This is a genomic window from Streptomyces sp. NPDC005070 (assembly GCF_053600395.1).
Genome location: NZ_JBSFZS010000087.1, coordinates 17211 through 34153 on the forward strand (window position 1 = coordinate 17211; position 16943 = coordinate 34153).

The window sequence follows — 16943 nt, forward strand, 5'->3', positions numbered from 1 at the left end:
CACCTCCCGGTCACCGCTCGGCATCTCCGGGTAACGGCTCGGTGCCTCCCGGTCACTGCTCTGCGCCCTCCGGTCACTGTTCGTCCTGGCCGGACGACAGCAGCCCGTTCACGCAGATCCCCACGATCGGTACGCACACACCCGGCTGCTGGTGGGACGGCGCCGAGGTACTCGGGCTCGGGGACGGGGTGTGCCGTGGTGTCTCGGCGGGCGCGGTGGCCGGCGGTGTCGACCGCGCGGCCGGCGGTGTCGTCGCGGGGGCCGTGGGGATGCCCGTGCTGCCGCCCGCTTCCGTGGCGGCGGGGGCCGCGCCGTGAGCGGCAGGGACCGCGGCGGCCGGTGTCCGCACCGACGCCGGGATCCCGCTCGTGTCCGAGGTGGGCGCCGGGCTCGTCCCGCCCATCGCGGGGCTCGCCGGCGCGGCTCCGGCCCGCGTGGGTGAAGGCATCGCCGCGACGGTGGGGACGGCGTCGCCCGCCGCCGCGCCGTTGTCCGTGGCCGTCGCGACCGGTTCGGCCTCCGCGTGCCCTCCGTCCGCGCTCCCGGTCACCGCGTCCGGTGCCATCCGGGTCAGGCTCAGCACACCCGCGGCGAGCGCGAGCCCTCCCGCTGCGAAGAGCACGCGGCGGGGACGGGGCTTGCGGTGCCGGCCCCGGACGACCCGCGGCCGGACGGGCGCGGGCTCGTCGTCGCCGTGCGTGTACGCGGCCCCGCCCGCCCGCGCAGCCGGAACGATCCCTCGCCCCCGACCAGCACGATCCACCCCCGCCCGACCCACGTCACCCCTGGCTTCCCGAGCCGCACTCCCGGCTTCCCGAGTCGCGGTCTTGGCTTCCGGGGTGGCACTCCCGCTCTCCCGGGCCGCGCCCAAGGTTTCCCAAGCCGCGGTCTTGGCTTCCGGGTTCGCACTCCCGGTCTCCCGGTCCGCGCCCAAGGTTTCCCGGGCCGCGGTCTCGGCTTCCCGGGCCGCACTCCCCGTCTGCTGGGGCGCGCCCCCGGCCCGGGCCACGCCCCCGGTTTCCCGGGCCGCGCCACTGCCTTCCCGCGCCGCGGTTTCGGCTTTGCGCGCCTTCGCCCCGGCTTCGCGTGCCGTAGCCCCGGATTCCCGCGCCGTGGCTCCGGCCGCCTCCAGTGCCCGCGTTCCGGCTTCCCGCGTCTGCGCTCCGGCCTTCAGCGCCGTCGCCCCGGTCTCCCGCGCCCGCGTTCCGGCTTCCCGTGTCGGCGTCGGCGTCGGTGTTCCTGCGCCTGACGCCCCTGCGTCGGTCTCCCGTGCCCGCGTGTCGGCTTCCAGCGTCTTGGTCCCGGGTTCCGGAGCCGTTCCGGCTGCCTGTGTCCTCGCCTCGGCTGCCGCCCCCTGAGGGCTCGGCGTCGTCCCGGCGGCGGGGGCCCAGACCTTCGCGGCCCGGTCCGGCGTGGTCCCGGTCTTCGCCGGGGCGGGTACCCGGTCGCCTCCCGTCCTGACGGCGGGCGTCCTCACGGCGGGCGGGTCCTGGGCACCGGACCCGGCGGTGTCGAGCGGCACGGGGGCGGGCATCGCCCTGCTGAGCGGCTTGACGCGGATCCACCGGGTGATCGCCGGTGCGGTCCGGGCGGCCGGGGGCGCGGCGGACTCGGCCGCCGCGGAGGCCGTGGCGGCCGTCGGCGTGGAGCGGGGCCGGTCGGGCGAGGTGCCTGCCCCGGCGGTGTCGGAGGCCACCCGCTGGGCCGGCGGTCGTGTGAGCGTCGGTCGCGGGCCCGGCCGGGTGCTGGTGGCCTGCGGTGTCTCGCGGTTCGTCATGGTCGTCCCTCCCCGGGTGAGCCGGTGTCCCTGATGCGCTGCGGCGGTGCGCAGGTTATGCACCCACCGAGAGCGACGAAACGAAGTTCGACGACATGTCACTCGAACGAGGTGGTACGACCCGAGGGGGCGGGTTTCGCCGGACGGCCCCGGCTGCGATGATCGGGGCATCGATTGTTAACCCGCGTTAACCTGGAGGGTGTCATGGCGCAGCAAGAGGCGGACCAGGCGGCGGAGCCGGGCGAGCGGAGGTTCGGCGAGTTCGTGGCCGTACGGCGGCACGGGCACGTCGCCGAGCTCGTCCTCGACCGGCCCAAGGCCATGAACGCCGTGTCCACGGACATGGCGCGGTCGATCGCCGGCGCCTGCGACGCCCTCGCCGCCGACCGGGACGTACGCGTGGTCGTACTGACCTCCACGCACGAACGTGCCTTCTGTGTCGGCGCCGACCTGAAGGAGCGCAACTCCTTCACGGACGCCGAGCTGGTACGGCAGCGGCCCCTCGCGCGGTCCGCGTACACCGGGGTCCTGGAACTGCCGATGCCGACCGTCGCCGCCGTTCACGGCTTCGCGCTGGGCGGCGGGTTCGAGCTGGCGCTGTCCTGCGACCTGATCGTGGCCGACCGTTCGGCGGTCGTCGGACTGCCCGAGGTGTCCGTCGGCGTGATTCCCGGGGGCGGCGGTACGCAGCTTCTGCCGCGCCGTGTCGGAGCCGCGCGCGCCGCCGAGCTCATCTTCTCGGCGCGGCGTCTGGGGGCCGTCGAGGCAAGGGAGTTGGGGCTGGTGGACGAGTTGGTGGAGACCGGGCAGGACCGGGCGGAGGCGCTCGCCCTGGCGACCCGGATCGCCGCCAACTCGCCGGTCGGGCTGCGCGCCGCCAAGCGGGCCCTGCGCCTGGGGCACGGACTCGATCTGCGCGCCGGTCTGGAGGTCGAGGACGCGGCCTGGCGGTCCGTCGCCTTCTCGGGGGACCGGGCGGAGGGAGTCGCCGCGTTCAACGAGAAGCGCAAGCCGGAGTGGCCGGGGGAGTAGTCCCGGGATCCGGGCCTCGCGAGCCGTACCCCTGTTCGCCCTGCTGATGTCCCAATTATGGGCAAATATACCTAGCCTGGGGTGATGGGCGGTGAGGACAGTCGGCTGAGGGCCGTGGTGACGCTGGCGCAGGGGATGGCGGCGGCGCACACCCCGCGGGAGTCGTGGCGGGCCGCGGCCCTCGGCGCGTGTCACGCGCTGACGGGGAGCTTCGCCGCGCTCTCCGTGTGGGAGCGCGAACTCGGCCGGCTGCGCGTGCTGGCCAACGTGGGCGAGCGCGCCCCGGACGAGGACGAGTTCCCCGAAGGGGAGGCCTACCCGGTGCACCAGTTCCCGGAGATCACCGAGTTCCTGCACGAGCGCTGGGCGGGCGGCGGCGAGCCGAACGCCTGGGTCGAGACCGCCGACGGCCCCGCGGTCGGTGCCTTCGGGTACTGCCACCAGCGGGTGGCGGCGCTGCGCAGGCGGGGCCGCGGCTGCTGCGTCGTCGCACCGATCGTGCTGCACGGGCGGGCCTGGGGCGAGCTCTACGTGGCCCGTTCGGCGGGCGCGCCGGTCTTCGGTCCGCAGGACGCCGACTTCGCGACCGTCCTCGCCTCCGTCGTCGCGGCCGGGATCGCCCAGACCGAGCGTCTGGAGGAGGCCCGGCGCCTCGCCTACACCGACTCCCTGACCGGGCTGGCCAACCGCCGCGCGGTGGACGTACGGCTCGACGAGGCCGTGGAGCGGCACAGGGAGGACGGTGCCGTGGTCAGTCTGGTCGTCTGCGACCTCAACGGACTCAAGCGCGTCAACGACACCCGGGGGCACGCCGTCGGCGACCGGCTCCTCGAACGGTTCGGGTCGGTGCTCTCGCTGTGCGGGGCCATGCTCCCGGGCACCCTCGCCGCGCGACTGGGCGGCGACGAGTTCTGTCTGCTCGCGGTGGGCCCGTCGGCGGACGACGTGGTGCGGATCGCCGGTGAACTCTGCTGTCGGGCGGCGGAGTTGGAGCTCGGCGAGGGGGTGGCGTGCGGGGTCGCCTCGACCGGGGACGCGATCGGCCCCGTACGGTCGGCGCGGCGGCTGTTCCGGCTGGCGGACGCGGCCCAGTACCGGGCGAAGGCCGTCCGGGCCGCGAAACCCGTGGTCGCCGGGCGCGAGGGCCCCGACGATCCCGTCGTACGCCTCGCGGACGCGCCCTCGCCCACGGCGGGCGAACGCCGCAGGTTCCGCGGACGGCACGACAGGCCCCGCACATGACCTGCGCGGCGCCCGCGCGCCGGACGCGGCGCCCTTCGTGACGTACGAAGCCGCCGTTGTGACGTAGGCCGGAGTAAGGGGTCAACCCGCCGCCCACTAGTGACATCATCGAATTCACTGCGTACGCTCCTGAATATGGATATGCACACTGTGGTGGTGGGGACGTCCGGAGTGACCGCGTCCGATGTTCTCGCCGTGGCGCGCGAAGGCGCCCGGATCGAGCTCTCCGACGAGGCGGTGGCGGCCCTCGCCGCGGCCCGCGGGATCGTGGACGCGCTGGCCGCGAAGCCGGAGCCCGTCTACGGCGTCTCCACCGGTTTCGGTGCCCTGGCGAGCCGGCACATCAGCCCGGAACTGCGCGCCCAGTTGCAGCGCAACATCGTCCGCTCGCACGCCGCCGGCATGGGCCCGCGCGTCGAGCGCGAGGTCGTCCGCGCGCTGATGTTCCTGCGGCTCAAGACCGTCTGCTCCGGGCACACCGGTGTGCGGCCCGAGGTCGCGCAGACCATGGCGGACATCCTGAACGCGGGCATCACCCCCGTCGTCCACGAGTACGGCTCGCTCGGCTGCTCCGGCGACCTGGCGCCGCTGTCCCACTGCGCCCTGACCCTGATGGGCGAGGGCGACGCCGAAGGCCCCGACGGTGTCGTGCGCCCCGCGGGCGAGCTGCTCGCCGAGGCCGGCATCACCCCCGTCGAGCTGCGCGAGAAGGAGGGCCTCGCCCTCCTCAACGGCACCGACGGCATGCTCGGCATGCTGGTCATGGCCCTCGCCGACCTGGAGGCGCTGTACAAGTCGGCCGACGTCACCGCCGCGCTCTCCCTCGAAGCGCTCCTCGGCACGGACAAGGTCCTCGCCCCCGAGCTGCACGCCATCCGCCCGCACCCCGGGCAGAGCGCCAGCGCCGCCAACATGCTGGCCGTGCTGAAGGGTTCGGAGCTGACCGGTCACCACCAGGACGACGCCCCGCGCGTCCAGGACGCCTACTCCGTGCGCTGCGCCCCGCAGGTCGCCGGCGCCGGCCGGGACACCCTCGCCCACGCCCGCACGGTCGCCGAGCGCGAGCTGGCCGCCGCCGTCGACAACCCGGTCGTGCTCCCCGACGGACGCGTCGAGTCGAACGGCAACTTCCACGGCGCCCCCGTCGCCTACGTCCTCGACTTCCTCGCCATCGCCGCCGCCGACCTCGGCTCGATCGCCGAGCGCCGCACCGACCGGCTGCTCGACAAGAACCGCTCGCACGGACTGCCGCCGTTCCTCGCGGACGACGCCGGCGTCGACTCGGGCCTGATGATCGCCCAGTACACGCAGGCCGCTCTGGTCAGCGAGATGAAGCGGCTCGCCGTCCCGGCGTCCGCGGACTCCATCCCCTCCTCCGCGATGCAGGAGGACCACGTCTCCATGGGCTGGTCGGCGGCGCGCAAGCTGCGCACCTCCGTGGACAACCTGACCCGGATCGTGGCCATCGAGCTGTACGCCGCCACTCGCGCGATCGAACTGCGCGAGGGTCTGACCCCGGCCCCTGCCTCGCGGGCGGTCATCGACGCGGTCCGCGCGGCCGGTGTCCAGGGCCCCGGCCCGGACCGCTTCCTCGCCCCCGACCTGGCGGCGGCGGACGCGTTCGTGCGCGCGGGCGGTGTGGTGGCCGCGGTGGAGCCGGTGACCGGCCCGCTCGCCTAGCCGAGCCCGTAGCATGTGGGCCGGGTGTGTCCCGGCCCACATGCCTCGCCTCGCCCCCTGGTATCAGGGTGTGCTACTGTCTCATTGATACGTTTTTGGTACCCATTTACTTTGTGCGCCTGATCGGAATCCTCCGCAGGCGCGTTTTGTTTTACCGGCATCTCCGGCATTACCCGGTGCATCTCCGGATGGGGGCCCACTACCTGTTCAGGAGAACAACATGGCTACTGGCACCGTGAAGTGGTTCAACTCGGAAAAGGGCTTCGGCTTCATCGAGCAGGACGGCGGCGGCCCCGACGTCTTCGCCCACTACTCGAACATCGCCAGCTCCGGCTTCCGTGAGCTCGTCGAGGGCCAGAAGGTCTCCTTCGAGGTCACGCAGGGCCAGAAGGGCCTGCAGGCGGAGAACATCCTCCCCGCCTAGTTCGAGGCGCGCTTTTCCAGAGCCGGGTCCCGCCCCTTCGGGTGCGGGTCCCGGCTCAGCGCTGTGACAGCTCATGCAGTCGGTGAGCGCTGTGTGTGCAGTCCGTGGGGCCCAGGAAGGAAATCCAGATCCAGCATGACTCGATCCGAACGTCCCGTCCGTAAGCGGCCGGCAAACGCGCGCGCCGCACAGACCGGCGGCTCAGCGAAGAGCGCAGGCCGTGGCGCGGGCCGCGGTGGCGCCCCCCGCAAGGTCGCGCCGCCGCAGGAGTTCTCCCTGCCCGAGACCGTCACCCCGGCGCTGCCCGCCGTCGAGTCCTTCGACGCGCTGGACATGCCGGCCGCCCTGACGAAGACCCTCGCGGCCCAGGGTGTCACCGATCCCTTCCCGATCCAGGGCGCCACGCTGCCCAACTCCCTCGCCGGGCGCGACGTACTCGGCCGGGGACGCACCGGTTCCGGCAAGACGCTCGCCTTCGGGCTCGCGCTCCTGGCCCGCACCGCCGGCCGCCGTGCCGAGCCGAGGCACCCGCTCGCGCTCGTCCTCGTCCCCACGCGCGAACTCGCCCAGCAGGTCGACGACGCGATCACGCCGTACGCCACCGCCGTCAACCTGCGCGTGGCCACGGCCGTGGGCGGGATGTCGATCGGTCGTCAGGCCGGCACGCTGCGCCGCGGCGCCGAGGTGCTCGTGGCCACGCCGGGCCGGCTCAAGGACCTCATCGAGCGGGGCGACTGCGCCCTCGGCCAGGTCGCGATCACCGTGCTGGACGAGGCCGACCAGATGGCCGACATGGGCTTCATGCCGCAGGTCACCGCGCTGCTCAAGCAGGTCGAGCCGGGCGGCCAGCGGCTGCTCTTCTCGGCCACGCTCGACAAGAACATCGACCGGCTCGTCAAGATGTTCCTCACCGATCCCGTGGTGCACTCCGTCGACCCGTCCGCGGGCGCGGTGACGACCATGGAGCACCACGTGCTGCACGTCGCCGACGAGACCGACAAGAAGGCGGTCGCGCTGCGCATCGCCGCCCGCGACGGCCGGGTGATCCTCTTCGTCGACACCAAGCGCGGCGCCGACCGCTTCACCAAGCGGCTGCTCGCCAGCGGTGTCCGGGCCTCCGCCCTGCACGGCGGGCGCAGCCAGCCGCAGCGCAACCGCACCCTCGACCAGTTCAAGAACGGTCAGGTCACCGCGCTCGTCGCCACCAACGTGGCGGCCCGCGGCATCCACATCGACGACCTCGACCTCGTGGTCAACGTCGACCCGCCGACCGACCACAAGGACTACCTCCACCGCGGCGGCCGCACCGCCCGCGCCGGAGAGTCCGGCAGCGTCGTCACCCTGGTGCTCCCCGAGCAGAAGCGTGAGATGACGCGGCTGATGGCGGACGCGGGCATCACGCCGCGCACCGCCCGCGTGAAGTCCAGCGACGAGGAACTCGCCCGTCTCACCGGCGCCCGCGAGCCTTCCGGTGTCCCGGTCGTCATCGAGGTCCCGCAGCCGGTCGAGCAGCCGAAGGCGCGGCCCAAGACGCGGCGGGCCACCGGTGGCGGGGCCCGGCGCCCGGCGGTCGCCGGCGGCGACACGGCCGGACGCGCGAGCACCGGTTCGGACGGCCAGGCCCGCCGTCGCGGCGGACGTCCGGGCACGGACGCGGGCGCCGCGACGGGCGGCACGTCCGCCGGACGCCGCACGGGCACCGGCGCGAGCCGTCGCACGGAAGCGGGAGGAGCGGCCGCGGGCCGTCGTAGCGAGGCCGGTGGCGGCGCGGGTCGTCGTACGGACGCCGGTGGCGGCGCGGGTCGTCGTGGCGAGGCCGGTGGCGGCGCGGGTGCGGGTCGCTCCGGCGGCCGCGGGCGTGCTCCGCAGCGCGGTGGCCAGAACGGCGGCCAGAACGGCGGCCAGGGCGCCGGCGGGCGCAGGGCCGCCTGACTTGACCTGACCGATCGGCTTCGGTGGCCCCGTAACCCCTGGCATGCGCCTCGGGTTGCGGGGCCGCCGTGTGAGCTGCCCAGCCTCCGGGGACGGGAGATCGGTTCTCGCGGCGGCCCGAGCCGTGATCGGGGCCCGTGCCGCGGGGGTTCAGACGTCGCCGAGGAAACCCGGGTCCACCCCGTCCAGCTTCAGGGCGAAATCCCGGTGCAGGCTGAGGATTTCGGCCAGCGGCACCGCTCGGCGGCTGGTCGACATGAGGTCGCGCCGCGCCTCCGCCGACCACAGGAACGGCACCACGGACAGCCCCTGGGTGCCCGTGAGAGCGCCGGACTCGGCCCGCCAGCCGGGCCAGCGCAGCGTGTCGTAGAAATGGTCCGTGCCCTCGTGCAGGAGCCACTGGAGCCATGCCCCGTGGCCCACTTCGAGCGCCTCCCACTTCAGTGAGTCCGGCGCGAAGTACACGACCTCGCCGGGATGACCGGGACGCCCCACCGACTCCGGGTCGGGGCCGTTGAGGACGAACACCCCGCCCAGCACGTCGTGGCCGACGACGAGCCCGCCGTCCCGCGGGCGCCAGTCCGGGTCGAAGTACTCGGGGAATTCGTTGACTTCGGCCAGCGAGGGCAGGTCCGTCGAGCCGCCCGGCAGCCCCGTGGAGGAGTCCTCGACCGGACTGCCGTAGATCCGCAGCCATCCGCTGTCCAGCACCACACCGCCGCAGTTGAGCACCATCCCGCCCAGCCACGACCGTGCCGTGACCTGGAGTTGGAGCAGGCTCGCGCGGCCCAGGTCCGTGTCCACGGGAGGAACTTCCATGGACACCCCGCTGGTGGCGAGGACCTTGGACAGCAGCGGCCAGGCCGGTTCCTCGACGTCGGTCAGCTCGCTCAGCTTTCGCATGGCTTCCCCGTGGGTTGTCCGGAACGCGGTCGGTGCGCTCAGTAGGCAATCATGCGCTCTCGGCGCACGGAATACGCCACGAATCCGGCGCCCAGACCGAGGAAGAGCGTGCCGCCGACGAGATACGGCGTGGTGTCCACGGCGCCGGTGTCCGCGAGCCGGGTCCCGTCGTCACCGGACGGCGTGCCCGGCCTGTTGCCGTCGGAGAGCGCGCTCGGCCCGTTGTCGTCGGAGACCGTACGGGCCCCGCTGTCGCCCGAATCGGTGGACATTCGTGTCGTCGCGGTGACGGTCGGTACCGTGGACGCCGACGTCGTCGCGTTCGGTGACGGTACGTCCTGGGTCGCGTTGGCGGACGGGACGAACCACAGGGCACCCAGGAGGGTCCCCGCTGCGGTGGCGGTCAGCAACGATCGACGTGCGGCGGACACGAAATATCGATCCCCTTGTGGCGCTTGCGAATTGGCCGTGCGGGCCGATGCTAGTGAACGGCGCGGGTCGTGGGAAAGTCGCGCATGCCAGGAGTCGTACGCTCCCTCCCATGAGTACCCCTGAGACTTCACAGTTTGTCCGGCTTCGTGTCGAACTCGTGCTGGAGATCGGTGACGCCGACGCCGTCACCCGGGCCGCACTGGACCGGATCAATGATGATGCGGACATGCCGGCCGAGGAAAGGGCGCACGCCGAGGGCGCAGTGACGGAAGACACTGCGGAAGCGCTGGCGTATCTCGTCGATCCGTTCGACCTGGTCAGCGAGGTGCCCGGAGTCGAACTCGCTCAGGCGTCGTGGAGCAGTGAGCCCGTTGACTACGATCCTGATTCGTCGGATTGGGACATCGACGAGGAGGATGATGCTGACGAGGACGACGAGGAAGATGTGCGCGGCTGACGTGGTCCGGGAGGCGTGACCCCGGCCGGTGGCCGCCGTCCGGGGCTCCTTGCCCCCGGCGCGGCACGGGCCGCTCCGTACCACCCACCTCGCATCACCCCTCCGTACGGCTTCGGCCCTCGCGCCCGGATCCGGCGGACGTGGTGTGGGCCACACTTGTGCGGGAAGTGGAACGGGACTGACCGGTTGCGGCGTTCTAACTGGTTACGGGACTCCCGTGGTCCTTTTGGGTATTGGCGACGATGGAGAAGCGTGTGATGACGAACAGTAAGCGGCGCAAGCGTCTTGTGGCGGCGTCCGCACTGCTCGGCGGGGTGCTGGTGCTCACTGCGTGCAGCGGAGGCGGAGACAAGGCCGGCGCGTCGGACGGCGGCGACTCCACGTCGCAGGCCAAGGTCGACGAGGCCGCGGCCAAGAAGACGTCCGAGGCCCTGATCAAGATCACGCCCAAGGACGGCTCCGACAACGCCTCGATCAACAACGGCACCGCCGTCACGGTCACCAAGGGCACGCTCACGTCCGTCACGATGAAGACCGCGACCGGCACCGCGGTCGCCGGTCAGATATCGGCGGACAAGAAGAGCTGGAAGCCGCTGAACCGCCTCGACCGCGCCACCACGTACAAGATCGCCGCCGAGGCCGCCGACTCCGAGGGCCGCACGGCCCACGAGAACGCGTCGTTCACCACGGTCTCCCCCACCAACAGCTTCATCGGCAACTTCACGCCCGAGGACGGTTCCACCGTCGGTGTCGGCATGCCGGTCTCGATCAACTTCGACAAGGCGATCACCGACAAGGCCGCGGTGCAGAAGGGGATCACCGTCTCCTCCAGCAGCGGCCAGGAGGTCGTCGGGCACTGGTTCAACGCCAACCGCCTGGACTTCCGTCCGGAGGACTACTGGACGGGCGGCTCCACCGTCACCCTCAAGCTGAACCTCGACGGGGTCCAGGGCGCGAGCGGTGTCTACGGCGTGCAGCAGAAGACGGTCACCTTCAAGATCGGCCGCAACCAGGTCTCCATCGTCGACGCCAAGACCAAGACGATGCAGGTCACCCAGGACGGCAAGGTCGTCAAGACCATCCCGATCTCCGCGGGTGCTCCGGACCACACCACGTACCAGGGCCAGATGGTGATCTCCCAGAAGTTCAAGGAGACCCGGATGGACGGCTCGACCGTCGGCTTCACGAACGACGACGGCAAGGGCGAGTACGACATCAAGGACGTGCCGCACGCGATGCGTCTGTCGAACTCCGGCACCTTCATCCACGGCAACTACTGGGGCGCGAAGTCCATCTTCGGCTCCGTCAACACCAGCCACGGCTGTGTCGGCCTGTCCGACACCAAGGGCGCCAACGACGCCAACACGCCCGCCGCGTGGTTCTTCAACCACTCGCTGATCGGTGACGTCGTGGTCGTCAAGAACACCGGCGACAAGACCATCGCCCCGGACAACGGCCTCAACGGCTGGAACCTGGACTGGGCGGCCTGGAAGGCCGGTTCGGCCGCCTGATCCGAGACGCGGGGGCCCGGCCGAGACCGGGCCCCGTCCGGCGGACCGGCCGAGGCCGGGGCGCGAGTGAGTGAACACCGATGCGGCGGCGGCCCCCACGGGCCGCCGCCGCATCGGTGTTCACTCACGTCGGCGTCTCCCGCATCGGTGTCTCCCAAAGATTTCTGGGCCCGGCCACAGCCTTCTCATGGTTCTCTTATTTCGGCCTTATTCCTTCATCACGCGCCGTAACTAGCTTGCGGCGCATGTTCTTCACCTACCTGAGGCGCGAACTGCGCCGCCGCAGAAAGGCGGCCCTCGTCGTCGCCTCCGGGCTCGCCCTGGGCATAGCCCTGGTCATCGTGGTCAGTTCCGTGTCCTCGGGCATGGAGAAGGCCCAGGGCAAGGTCCTGCAGTCCCTGTACGGGCTCGGGACCGACATGACGGTCACCAAGGCCGCCGCCGCCCAGAGCACAAGCGACCGCCCCCGCTTCAACTTCGACGCGAACGACAGCGATTCCGACAAGGAACAGAGCAGCGACCGCGTCATGGTCCAGGGCTTCCAGACCCTGGCTTCCTCGACCGTCTCCAAGGTCGACGCGCAGCAGGGCGTCGCGGACTCCGTCGGCGGCCTGAGCCTCCAGGTCGTCCGCATCAACGGCCAGTTCACGCGCGGCCAGTTCAAGCAGGACCAGAACAGCGGCGGCGGCAGCCGGCAGGGCAGCCCCGGGGCCCAGCAGTCCCCGCAGGGCCGTGTCGAGGGCGGCGGCGCCAACTTCGACGTCAACAACTACACGGTCTACGGCACCGACGTCACCAAGCCGGCCCTCGGCCCCCTGACCTCGTCGAAGATCACCAGTGGTCGTACGTTCAAGACCTCCGAGACGAACGCCAAGGTCGTCGTCGCGGACAAGTCGTACGCCAAGGAGAAGAAGCTCAAGCTCGGTGGCACCGTCACCATCAAGAGCGTCAAGTACAAGATCATCGGTATCGCGACGCCGGACAGCGGCGACGCGGCGGCCAACCTCTACATTCCGCTCCAGCAGGCGCAGACGCTCAGCGGCTCCAAGAACAAGGTCACGACGATCTACGTCAAGGCCTCGGACTCGCAGCAGATCGCCGGCGTCAAGAGCACCATCCAGAAGAACATCTCGGGCACGACGGTCACCACCTCCGCCGACCTCGCGGACACGGTCTCCGGCTCCCTGTCCACCGCCTCGAACCTCGCCTCGAACGTCGGCAAGTGGCTGTCGATCGCGGTGCTCGTGGCCGCGTTCCTGGTCGCCGGCCTGCTCACCTCCTCCGCCGTCTCCCGCCGTGTGCGGGAGTTCGGCACCCTCAAGGCACTCGGCTGGAAGTCGAGCCGCGTGACCCGCCAGGTGGTCGGCGAGGCCATCGTCAACGGTCTGGTCGGCGGCGTCCTCGGCATCGCCCTCGGCCTCGCGGGCGCCTACGTCGTCACCGAGATCAGCCCCAACCTCCAGGCCCAGGTGGCGAGTGCGGGCCGTGGCGGAGGCGGCGGCCTCGGTGGCGGCGGCTTCGGCGGCCCGGCGCGGGAGAGCGCCTCCAAGGCCCTCGACGTCGCGCTCACCGCGCCCGTCAGCGTCAACACCATCGTCATCGCGGTGGGCCTGGCCGTGGCCGGTGGCTTGATCGCCGGTGCCTTCGGCGGCTGGCGCGCCTCCCGGCTGCGTCCCGCCGACGCCCTGCGCCGCGTCGAATAAGCCCCGCCCCATACGTACTTACGTATCCCAGGAGTAACACCATGTACGAACTCAGAGGCGTCATCAAGCGCTATGTGCGGGGCAAGGAATCGATCAACGCGCTCGCCGGGATCGATCTGACGATCGGCGACGGCGACCGGCTCGTCATCCAGGGCCCCACCGGCGGCGGCAAGTCCACCCTGCTCCAGATGCTCGGTGGGCTCGACCGTCCCACCGAGGGCAGCGTCGAACTCGACGGCGTCGACATGGCGAAGCTGTCCGAGGCGAAGCTCACCAAGGTGCGCAGCGAGAACATCGGCTTCGTGTTCCAGAGCTTCAACCTGATCCCCACGCTCACCGCCCAGGAGAACGTCGAGACCGCGCTCGTACCGCTGCGGGTCAAGGCGAAGGAACGGCGTGAGCGGGCCGCCGCGGCCCTGGAGTCCGTGGGGCTCGCCGAGCGACTCGGGCACCTGCCCGCCGAGCTCTCGGGCGGTCAGCAGCAACGCGTGGCGATCGCCCGTGCCCTGGTCAAGCAGCCCAAGGTGCTGCTCGCCGACGAGCCCACCGGCAACCTCGACGAGAGCATGCGCGACGAGATCATGGAGGTGCTCGAAGCCATGTGGAAGGAGCACGGCCTGACCTTCATCATGGTCACGCACGACTCCGCGATCGCGAAGAAGGCCCCGCGCGTCGCGACCATCCGCAAGGGGAAGATCACCGTCAAGGAGAACGCGGGGCTGTAGTGGCGGCGCGCACGCATCCCTCGGCACCGTAGCGGCGGCGCGCACGCGTCCCGCGGCGCGGGAATGAGCCCGCAGCGAAAGGGCCACCGGAAACAGAGCTTCCGGTGGCCCTTCCGTGTTTGTGTGGGGGCATGACCGTCTCGACAGTCGAATACATCCGGTACCGCATTCCCGAGGAGCAGTCGGCCGCGTTCCTGGCCGCCTACACCCGTGCCGCCGTCCAGCTCGCGGCGGCCCCGCAGTGCGTCGACTACGAACTCGCGCGCTGCGAGGAGGACTTCGAGCACTTCGTCCTGAGGATCACCTGGACCTCGACCGAGGACCACATCGAGGGCTTCCGCGCCTCCGAGCTTTTCCCGGACTTCCTCGCCGAGATCCGCCCGTACATCGGCAGCATCGAGGAGATGCGCCACTACAAACCGACCTCCGTGCGCGGCCAGGGCGCCTCCGTGCCCACGCTCTACGCCTGGGCGGGCGGCGCCGAGGCGTTCGCCCGTCTCACCGAGGCGTTCTACGACAAGGTCCTCAAGGACGACCTCCTCGCGCCGCTGTTCGCGGGTCTCGCGCCCGAACACGCCGCCCACGTGGCCCTCTGGCTCGGCGAGGTCTTCGGCGGACCGCCGGGGTACTCCGAGGCCCAGGGCGGCCACGGTCACATGGTCGCCAAGCACCTGGGCAAGGGCATCACGGAGGTCCAGCGCCGCCGCTGGGTGAACCTCCTCCAGGACGCCGCCGACGACGCGGGACTCCCCACCGACGCCGAGTTCCGCTCCGCGTTCCTCGCCTACGCCGAGTGGGGCACGAGGCTGGCCGTGTACTTCTCCGGCCCGGACGCGACACCGCCGGCGGAGCAGCCCGTACCGAGGTGGACCTGGGGGGCCGCGCCGCCGTACCAGCCCTGAGCCGGGCGCATCCGCGTCATCAGTGGGGTGAGGACGCGCCCGCGCGGGTCGCGTCCGTCCCCCACGACGCCAGCAGCCGCAGGGCCTCGGCCGAGCCCGACCCCGGCTCCGCGTGATACGTGACCAGCGCCAGCTCCGTGTCCCCGATCAGCCGGAACGACTCGAACTGCAACGCGAGGTCGCCCACCAGCGGATGCCGCAGCAGCTTCACCCCGTGGCTCTTCTCCTTCACGTCGTGCGTCGCCCACAGCCGCCGGAAGTCCTCGCTCTTCACGGACAGCTCCCCGACCAGCGCGGCCAGCCGCGGATCGTCCGGATGGCAGCCCGCGTCCATGCGCAGCAGACAGACGATGTCGATCGCCTTCTGCTCCCACTCCACGAAAAGATCCCGGTACTCGGGCCGCAGAAAGACCATCCGCGCCCAGTTCCGCTCCTGCGGCGGCAGCTCCGACCAGTCCCCGAAGACGGCCGCCGCCATCCGGTTCCACACGAGCACGTCGGAGCGCCGTCCGGTGATGTACGCCGGGACGCCGTCGAGGGTGTCGAGAAGCTGACGCAGGGAGCCGCGCACCTGCTGCGGCCGCGCCGCCTGCCGCTTCTTGTGCTGCTTGGGCTTCGCGAGGTGCGTGAGGTGGTTGTGCTCAGCATCCGTCAGCCGCAGTGCCTTCGCGATGGCGTCCAGCACCTCCGCCGACACATTGCGTCCATGCCCCTGCTCCAGGCGCGTGTAGTAGGCGACGGACACCCCGGCGAGCTGGGCCAGCTCCTCACGGCGCAGCCCGGGCACCCGGCGGTGCCGCCCGAAGTCGGGCATCCCGACGTCCTCCGGCTTCAGCCGGGCACGGCGGCTGCGCAGGAACTCGCTCAGCTCGGCACGCCGGTCGAGGGGGAGGGCCGCTTCCCCGGCGGGCTCTGCGGAGGGCTGTTCATCCATGCCTCCAGTATCAACCGGTCGTACGCCGCCGAGCCTGACCCCGCCAGTGGTAGGACCAGCGAACGTACGCAGAACCGTGGTCTGGGTGAGCCGTGCGGGATCGGGCAGGCTTGACGCCGTGCCCGGCGCGAGACAGCCGGGCACGGACCACCCCCCTCCCGAGGAGAACTCCGGCATGACCACTGTCGTTGCGTACGCCGCGCCCGCCGCCAAGGCTCCGCTGGAGCGCACCACCATCGAGCGTCGCGCGGTCAGGGAGCACGACGTCCTGATCGACATCAAGTTCGCCGGCATCTGCCACTCCGACATCCACCAGGCCCGCGAGGGCTGGGGCAAGGCCGCCTTCCCCATGGTGCCGGGCCACGAGATCGCCGGCATCGTCGCCGAGGTCGGCTCCGGCGTCACCAAGTTCAAGGTCGGCGACCGCGTGGGCGTCGGCTGCCTCGTCGACTCCTGCCGCGAGTGCGACAACTGCAAGGCCGGTCTGGAGCAGTACTGCACCGGCGGCGGCGTCGGCACGTACAACGCCGTCGGCAAGGACGGCGAGCCCACCTACGGCGGCTACTCCCAGAAGATCGTCGTCGACGAGAACTACACCCTGCGCATCCCCGACGGCATCTCCCTCGATGTCGCCGCGCCGCTGCTCTGCGCCGGCATCACCACGTACTCCCCGCTCAAGCACTGGAACGCGGGCCCCGGCAAGAAGGTCGCCATTCTCGGCATGGGCGGCCTCGGCCACATGGGCGTCAAGATCGCCCACGCCCTCGGCGCCGAGGTCACGGTCCTCTCCCAGTCGCTGCGCAAGAAGGACGACGGCCTGAAGCTGGGCGCCGACCACTACCACGCCACCAGCGACCCGGAGACCTTCAAGGCGCTGCGCGGCACGTTCGACCTGATCCTGTCCACCGTCTCCGCCCCGCTGGACCTGGACGCCTACCTCGCCCTGCTGCGCACGGACGGCGCCTTCGTGAACGTGGGCGCGCCCGAGGAGCCGGTCCGGCTCAACCTGTTCTCGGTGATCGGCGGCCGCAAGACCCTCGCGGGCTCCGGCATCGGCGGCATCCAGGAGACGCAGGAGATGCTGGACTTCTGCGCCGCGAACGGCTTCGGCGCCGAGATCGAACTGATCGACGCGTCCGAGATCAACGAGGCGTACGAGCGGGTCCTGGCGAGCGACGTGCGCTACCGCTTCGTGATCGACACGGCCACGATCCGGTAGTCCCGGCCGAGCCGGCCGCTTCGTGGCACAAGACGGCGTGTGACACCGAAGGCGCCGTTCCCGTCGTACG

At 71.5% G+C, this 16943-nt stretch carries 16 protein-coding genes; 12 read left to right on the top strand and 4 right to left on the bottom strand.

All coding sequences use genetic code 11. From position 1 onward, the window contains the following. Positions 1-73 precede the first annotated feature (73 nt). Positions 74-622 carry a hypothetical protein gene (locus ACWEBX_RS26190; RefSeq protein ID WP_451887257.1) on the bottom strand — a complete coding sequence of 183 codons (549 nt, stop codon included), beginning with the start codon at positions 620-622 and terminating at the stop codon, positions 74-76. An 886-nt stretch (positions 623-1508) separates the two neighbouring features. Here ACWEBX_RS26190 and ACWEBX_RS26195 point away from each other — a divergent pair. The 6 genes from ACWEBX_RS26195 to ACWEBX_RS26220 all read left to right on the top strand — a co-directional run bounded on the left by ACWEBX_RS26195 (position 1509) and on the right by ACWEBX_RS26220 (position 8087). Next, on the top strand, positions 1509-1811 hold the full coding sequence (locus ACWEBX_RS26195; RefSeq protein WP_451887258.1) for a hypothetical protein: 303 nt from the start codon (positions 1509-1511) through the stop codon (positions 1809-1811). A gap of 170 nt (positions 1812-1981) precedes the next feature. Beyond that, on the top strand, positions 1982-2809 hold the full coding sequence (locus ACWEBX_RS26200) for an enoyl-CoA hydratase/isomerase family protein (protein WP_451887259.1): 828 nt from the start codon (positions 1982-1984) through the stop codon (positions 2807-2809). 84 nt (positions 2810-2893) lie between these two features. Further along, positions 2894-4051: a diguanylate cyclase domain-containing protein gene (locus tag ACWEBX_RS26205; RefSeq protein WP_451887260.1), complete on the top strand. Its 1158-nt coding sequence runs from the start codon at positions 2894-2896 to the stop codon at positions 4049-4051. 141 nt (positions 4052-4192) lie between these two features. Next, complete coding sequence (gene hutH, locus ACWEBX_RS26210; protein ID WP_451887272.1) at positions 4193-5731, top strand: histidine ammonia-lyase; 1539 nt, start codon at positions 4193-4195, stop codon at positions 5729-5731. Positions 5732-5951: 220 nt separating this feature from the next. Then, a complete protein-coding gene (locus ACWEBX_RS26215; RefSeq protein ID WP_261702157.1) occupies positions 5952-6155 on the top strand; it encodes a cold-shock protein in 204 nt (67 codons plus the stop codon). Between the two features lie 135 nt (positions 6156-6290). Then, the gene (locus tag ACWEBX_RS26220; RefSeq protein WP_451887261.1) at positions 6291-8087 is read left to right on the top strand and encodes a DEAD/DEAH box helicase; all 1797 of its coding nucleotides are present in this window, start codon (positions 6291-6293) and stop codon (positions 8085-8087) included. 150 nt (positions 8088-8237) lie between these two features. On the opposite strand, the gene ACWEBX_RS26225 is transcribed toward ACWEBX_RS26220, so the two are convergent. Both ACWEBX_RS26225 and ACWEBX_RS26230 read right to left on the bottom strand, forming a co-directional pair. Next, positions 8238-8990, bottom strand: coding sequence for a DUF2625 family protein (locus ACWEBX_RS26225; RefSeq protein WP_451887262.1), 753 nt, complete (start codon positions 8988-8990; stop codon positions 8238-8240). Positions 8991-9028: 38 nt separating this feature from the next. Then, positions 9029-9421, bottom strand: coding sequence for a hypothetical protein (locus ACWEBX_RS26230; RefSeq protein ID WP_451887263.1), 393 nt, complete (start codon positions 9419-9421; stop codon positions 9029-9031). 110 nt (positions 9422-9531) lie between these two features. Here ACWEBX_RS26230 and ACWEBX_RS26235 point away from each other — a divergent pair, with 110 nt between their 5' ends. The 5 genes from ACWEBX_RS26235 to ACWEBX_RS26255 all read left to right on the top strand — a co-directional run bounded on the left by ACWEBX_RS26235 (position 9532) and on the right by ACWEBX_RS26255 (position 14720). Next, a complete protein-coding gene (locus ACWEBX_RS26235; RefSeq protein ID WP_451887264.1) occupies positions 9532-9879 on the top strand; it encodes a hypothetical protein in 348 nt (115 codons plus the stop codon). 242 nt (positions 9880-10121) lie between these two features. Next, positions 10122-11390 (top strand): L,D-transpeptidase, encoded by a 1269-nt coding sequence (locus ACWEBX_RS26240; protein ID WP_451887265.1) that lies wholly within the window; start codon positions 10122-10124, stop codon positions 11388-11390. A 245-nt stretch (positions 11391-11635) separates the two neighbouring features. Next, positions 11636-13093: an ABC transporter permease gene (locus ACWEBX_RS26245; protein ID WP_451887266.1), complete on the top strand. Its 1458-nt coding sequence runs from the start codon at positions 11636-11638 to the stop codon at positions 13091-13093. Between the two features lie 41 nt (positions 13094-13134). Next, positions 13135-13818: an ABC transporter ATP-binding protein gene (locus ACWEBX_RS26250; RefSeq protein ID WP_451887267.1), complete on the top strand. Its 684-nt coding sequence runs from the start codon at positions 13135-13137 to the stop codon at positions 13816-13818. A gap of 131 nt (positions 13819-13949) precedes the next feature. Beyond that, complete coding sequence (locus ACWEBX_RS26255; protein ID WP_451887268.1) at positions 13950-14720, top strand: globin domain-containing protein; 771 nt, start codon at positions 13950-13952, stop codon at positions 14718-14720. Between the two features lie 19 nt (positions 14721-14739). Here ACWEBX_RS26255 and ACWEBX_RS26260 read toward each other — a convergent pair whose 3' ends face one another. Continuing rightward, complete coding sequence (locus ACWEBX_RS26260) at positions 14740-15654, bottom strand: helix-turn-helix domain-containing protein (protein WP_451887269.1); 915 nt, start codon at positions 15652-15654, stop codon at positions 14740-14742. A 175-nt stretch (positions 15655-15829) separates the two neighbouring features. Here ACWEBX_RS26260 and ACWEBX_RS26265 point away from each other — a divergent pair, with 175 nt between their 5' ends. After that, entirely contained in the window at positions 15830-16873 is a 1044-nt protein-coding gene (locus ACWEBX_RS26265) for an NAD(P)-dependent alcohol dehydrogenase (protein ID WP_451887270.1), read from the top strand. Positions 16874-16943: the final 70 nt, after the last annotated feature.

Excerpts from the sequence above, each read along its gene's own strand:
- ACWEBX_RS26245 (WP_451887266.1), top strand. The coding sequence starts at position 11,636 with ATGTTCTTCACCTACCTGAGGCGCGAACTGCGCCGCCGCAGAAAGGCG.
- ACWEBX_RS26250 (WP_451887267.1), top strand. The coding sequence starts at position 13,135 with ATGTACGAACTCAGAGGCGTCATCAAGCGCTATGTGCGGGGCAAGGAA.
- ACWEBX_RS26265 (WP_451887270.1), top strand. The coding sequence starts at position 15,830 with ATGACCACTGTCGTTGCGTACGCCGCGCCCGCCGCCAAGGCTCCGCTG.
- ACWEBX_RS26220 (WP_451887261.1), top strand. The coding sequence starts at position 6,291 with ATGACTCGATCCGAACGTCCCGTCCGTAAGCGGCCGGCAAACGCGCGC.
- hutH (WP_451887272.1), top strand. The coding sequence starts at position 4,193 with ATGCACACTGTGGTGGTGGGGACGTCCGGAGTGACCGCGTCCGATGTT.
- ACWEBX_RS26225 (WP_451887262.1), bottom strand. The coding sequence starts at position 8,990 with ATGCGAAAGCTGAGCGAGCTGACCGACGTCGAGGAACCGGCCTGGCCG.
- ACWEBX_RS26200 (WP_451887259.1), top strand. The coding sequence starts at position 1,982 with ATGGCGCAGCAAGAGGCGGACCAGGCGGCGGAGCCGGGCGAGCGGAGG.
- ACWEBX_RS26255 (WP_451887268.1), top strand. The coding sequence starts at position 13,950 with ATGACCGTCTCGACAGTCGAATACATCCGGTACCGCATTCCCGAGGAG.
- ACWEBX_RS26215 (WP_261702157.1), top strand. The coding sequence starts at position 5,952 with ATGGCTACTGGCACCGTGAAGTGGTTCAACTCGGAAAAGGGCTTCGGC.
- ACWEBX_RS26235 (WP_451887264.1), top strand. The coding sequence starts at position 9,532 with ATGAGTACCCCTGAGACTTCACAGTTTGTCCGGCTTCGTGTCGAACTC.
- ACWEBX_RS26205 (WP_451887260.1), top strand. The coding sequence starts at position 2,894 with ATGGGCGGTGAGGACAGTCGGCTGAGGGCCGTGGTGACGCTGGCGCAG.
- ACWEBX_RS26260 (WP_451887269.1), bottom strand. The coding sequence starts at position 15,654 with ATGGATGAACAGCCCTCCGCAGAGCCCGCCGGGGAAGCGGCCCTCCCC.
- ACWEBX_RS26240 (WP_451887265.1), top strand. The coding sequence starts at position 10,122 with ATGGAGAAGCGTGTGATGACGAACAGTAAGCGGCGCAAGCGTCTTGTG.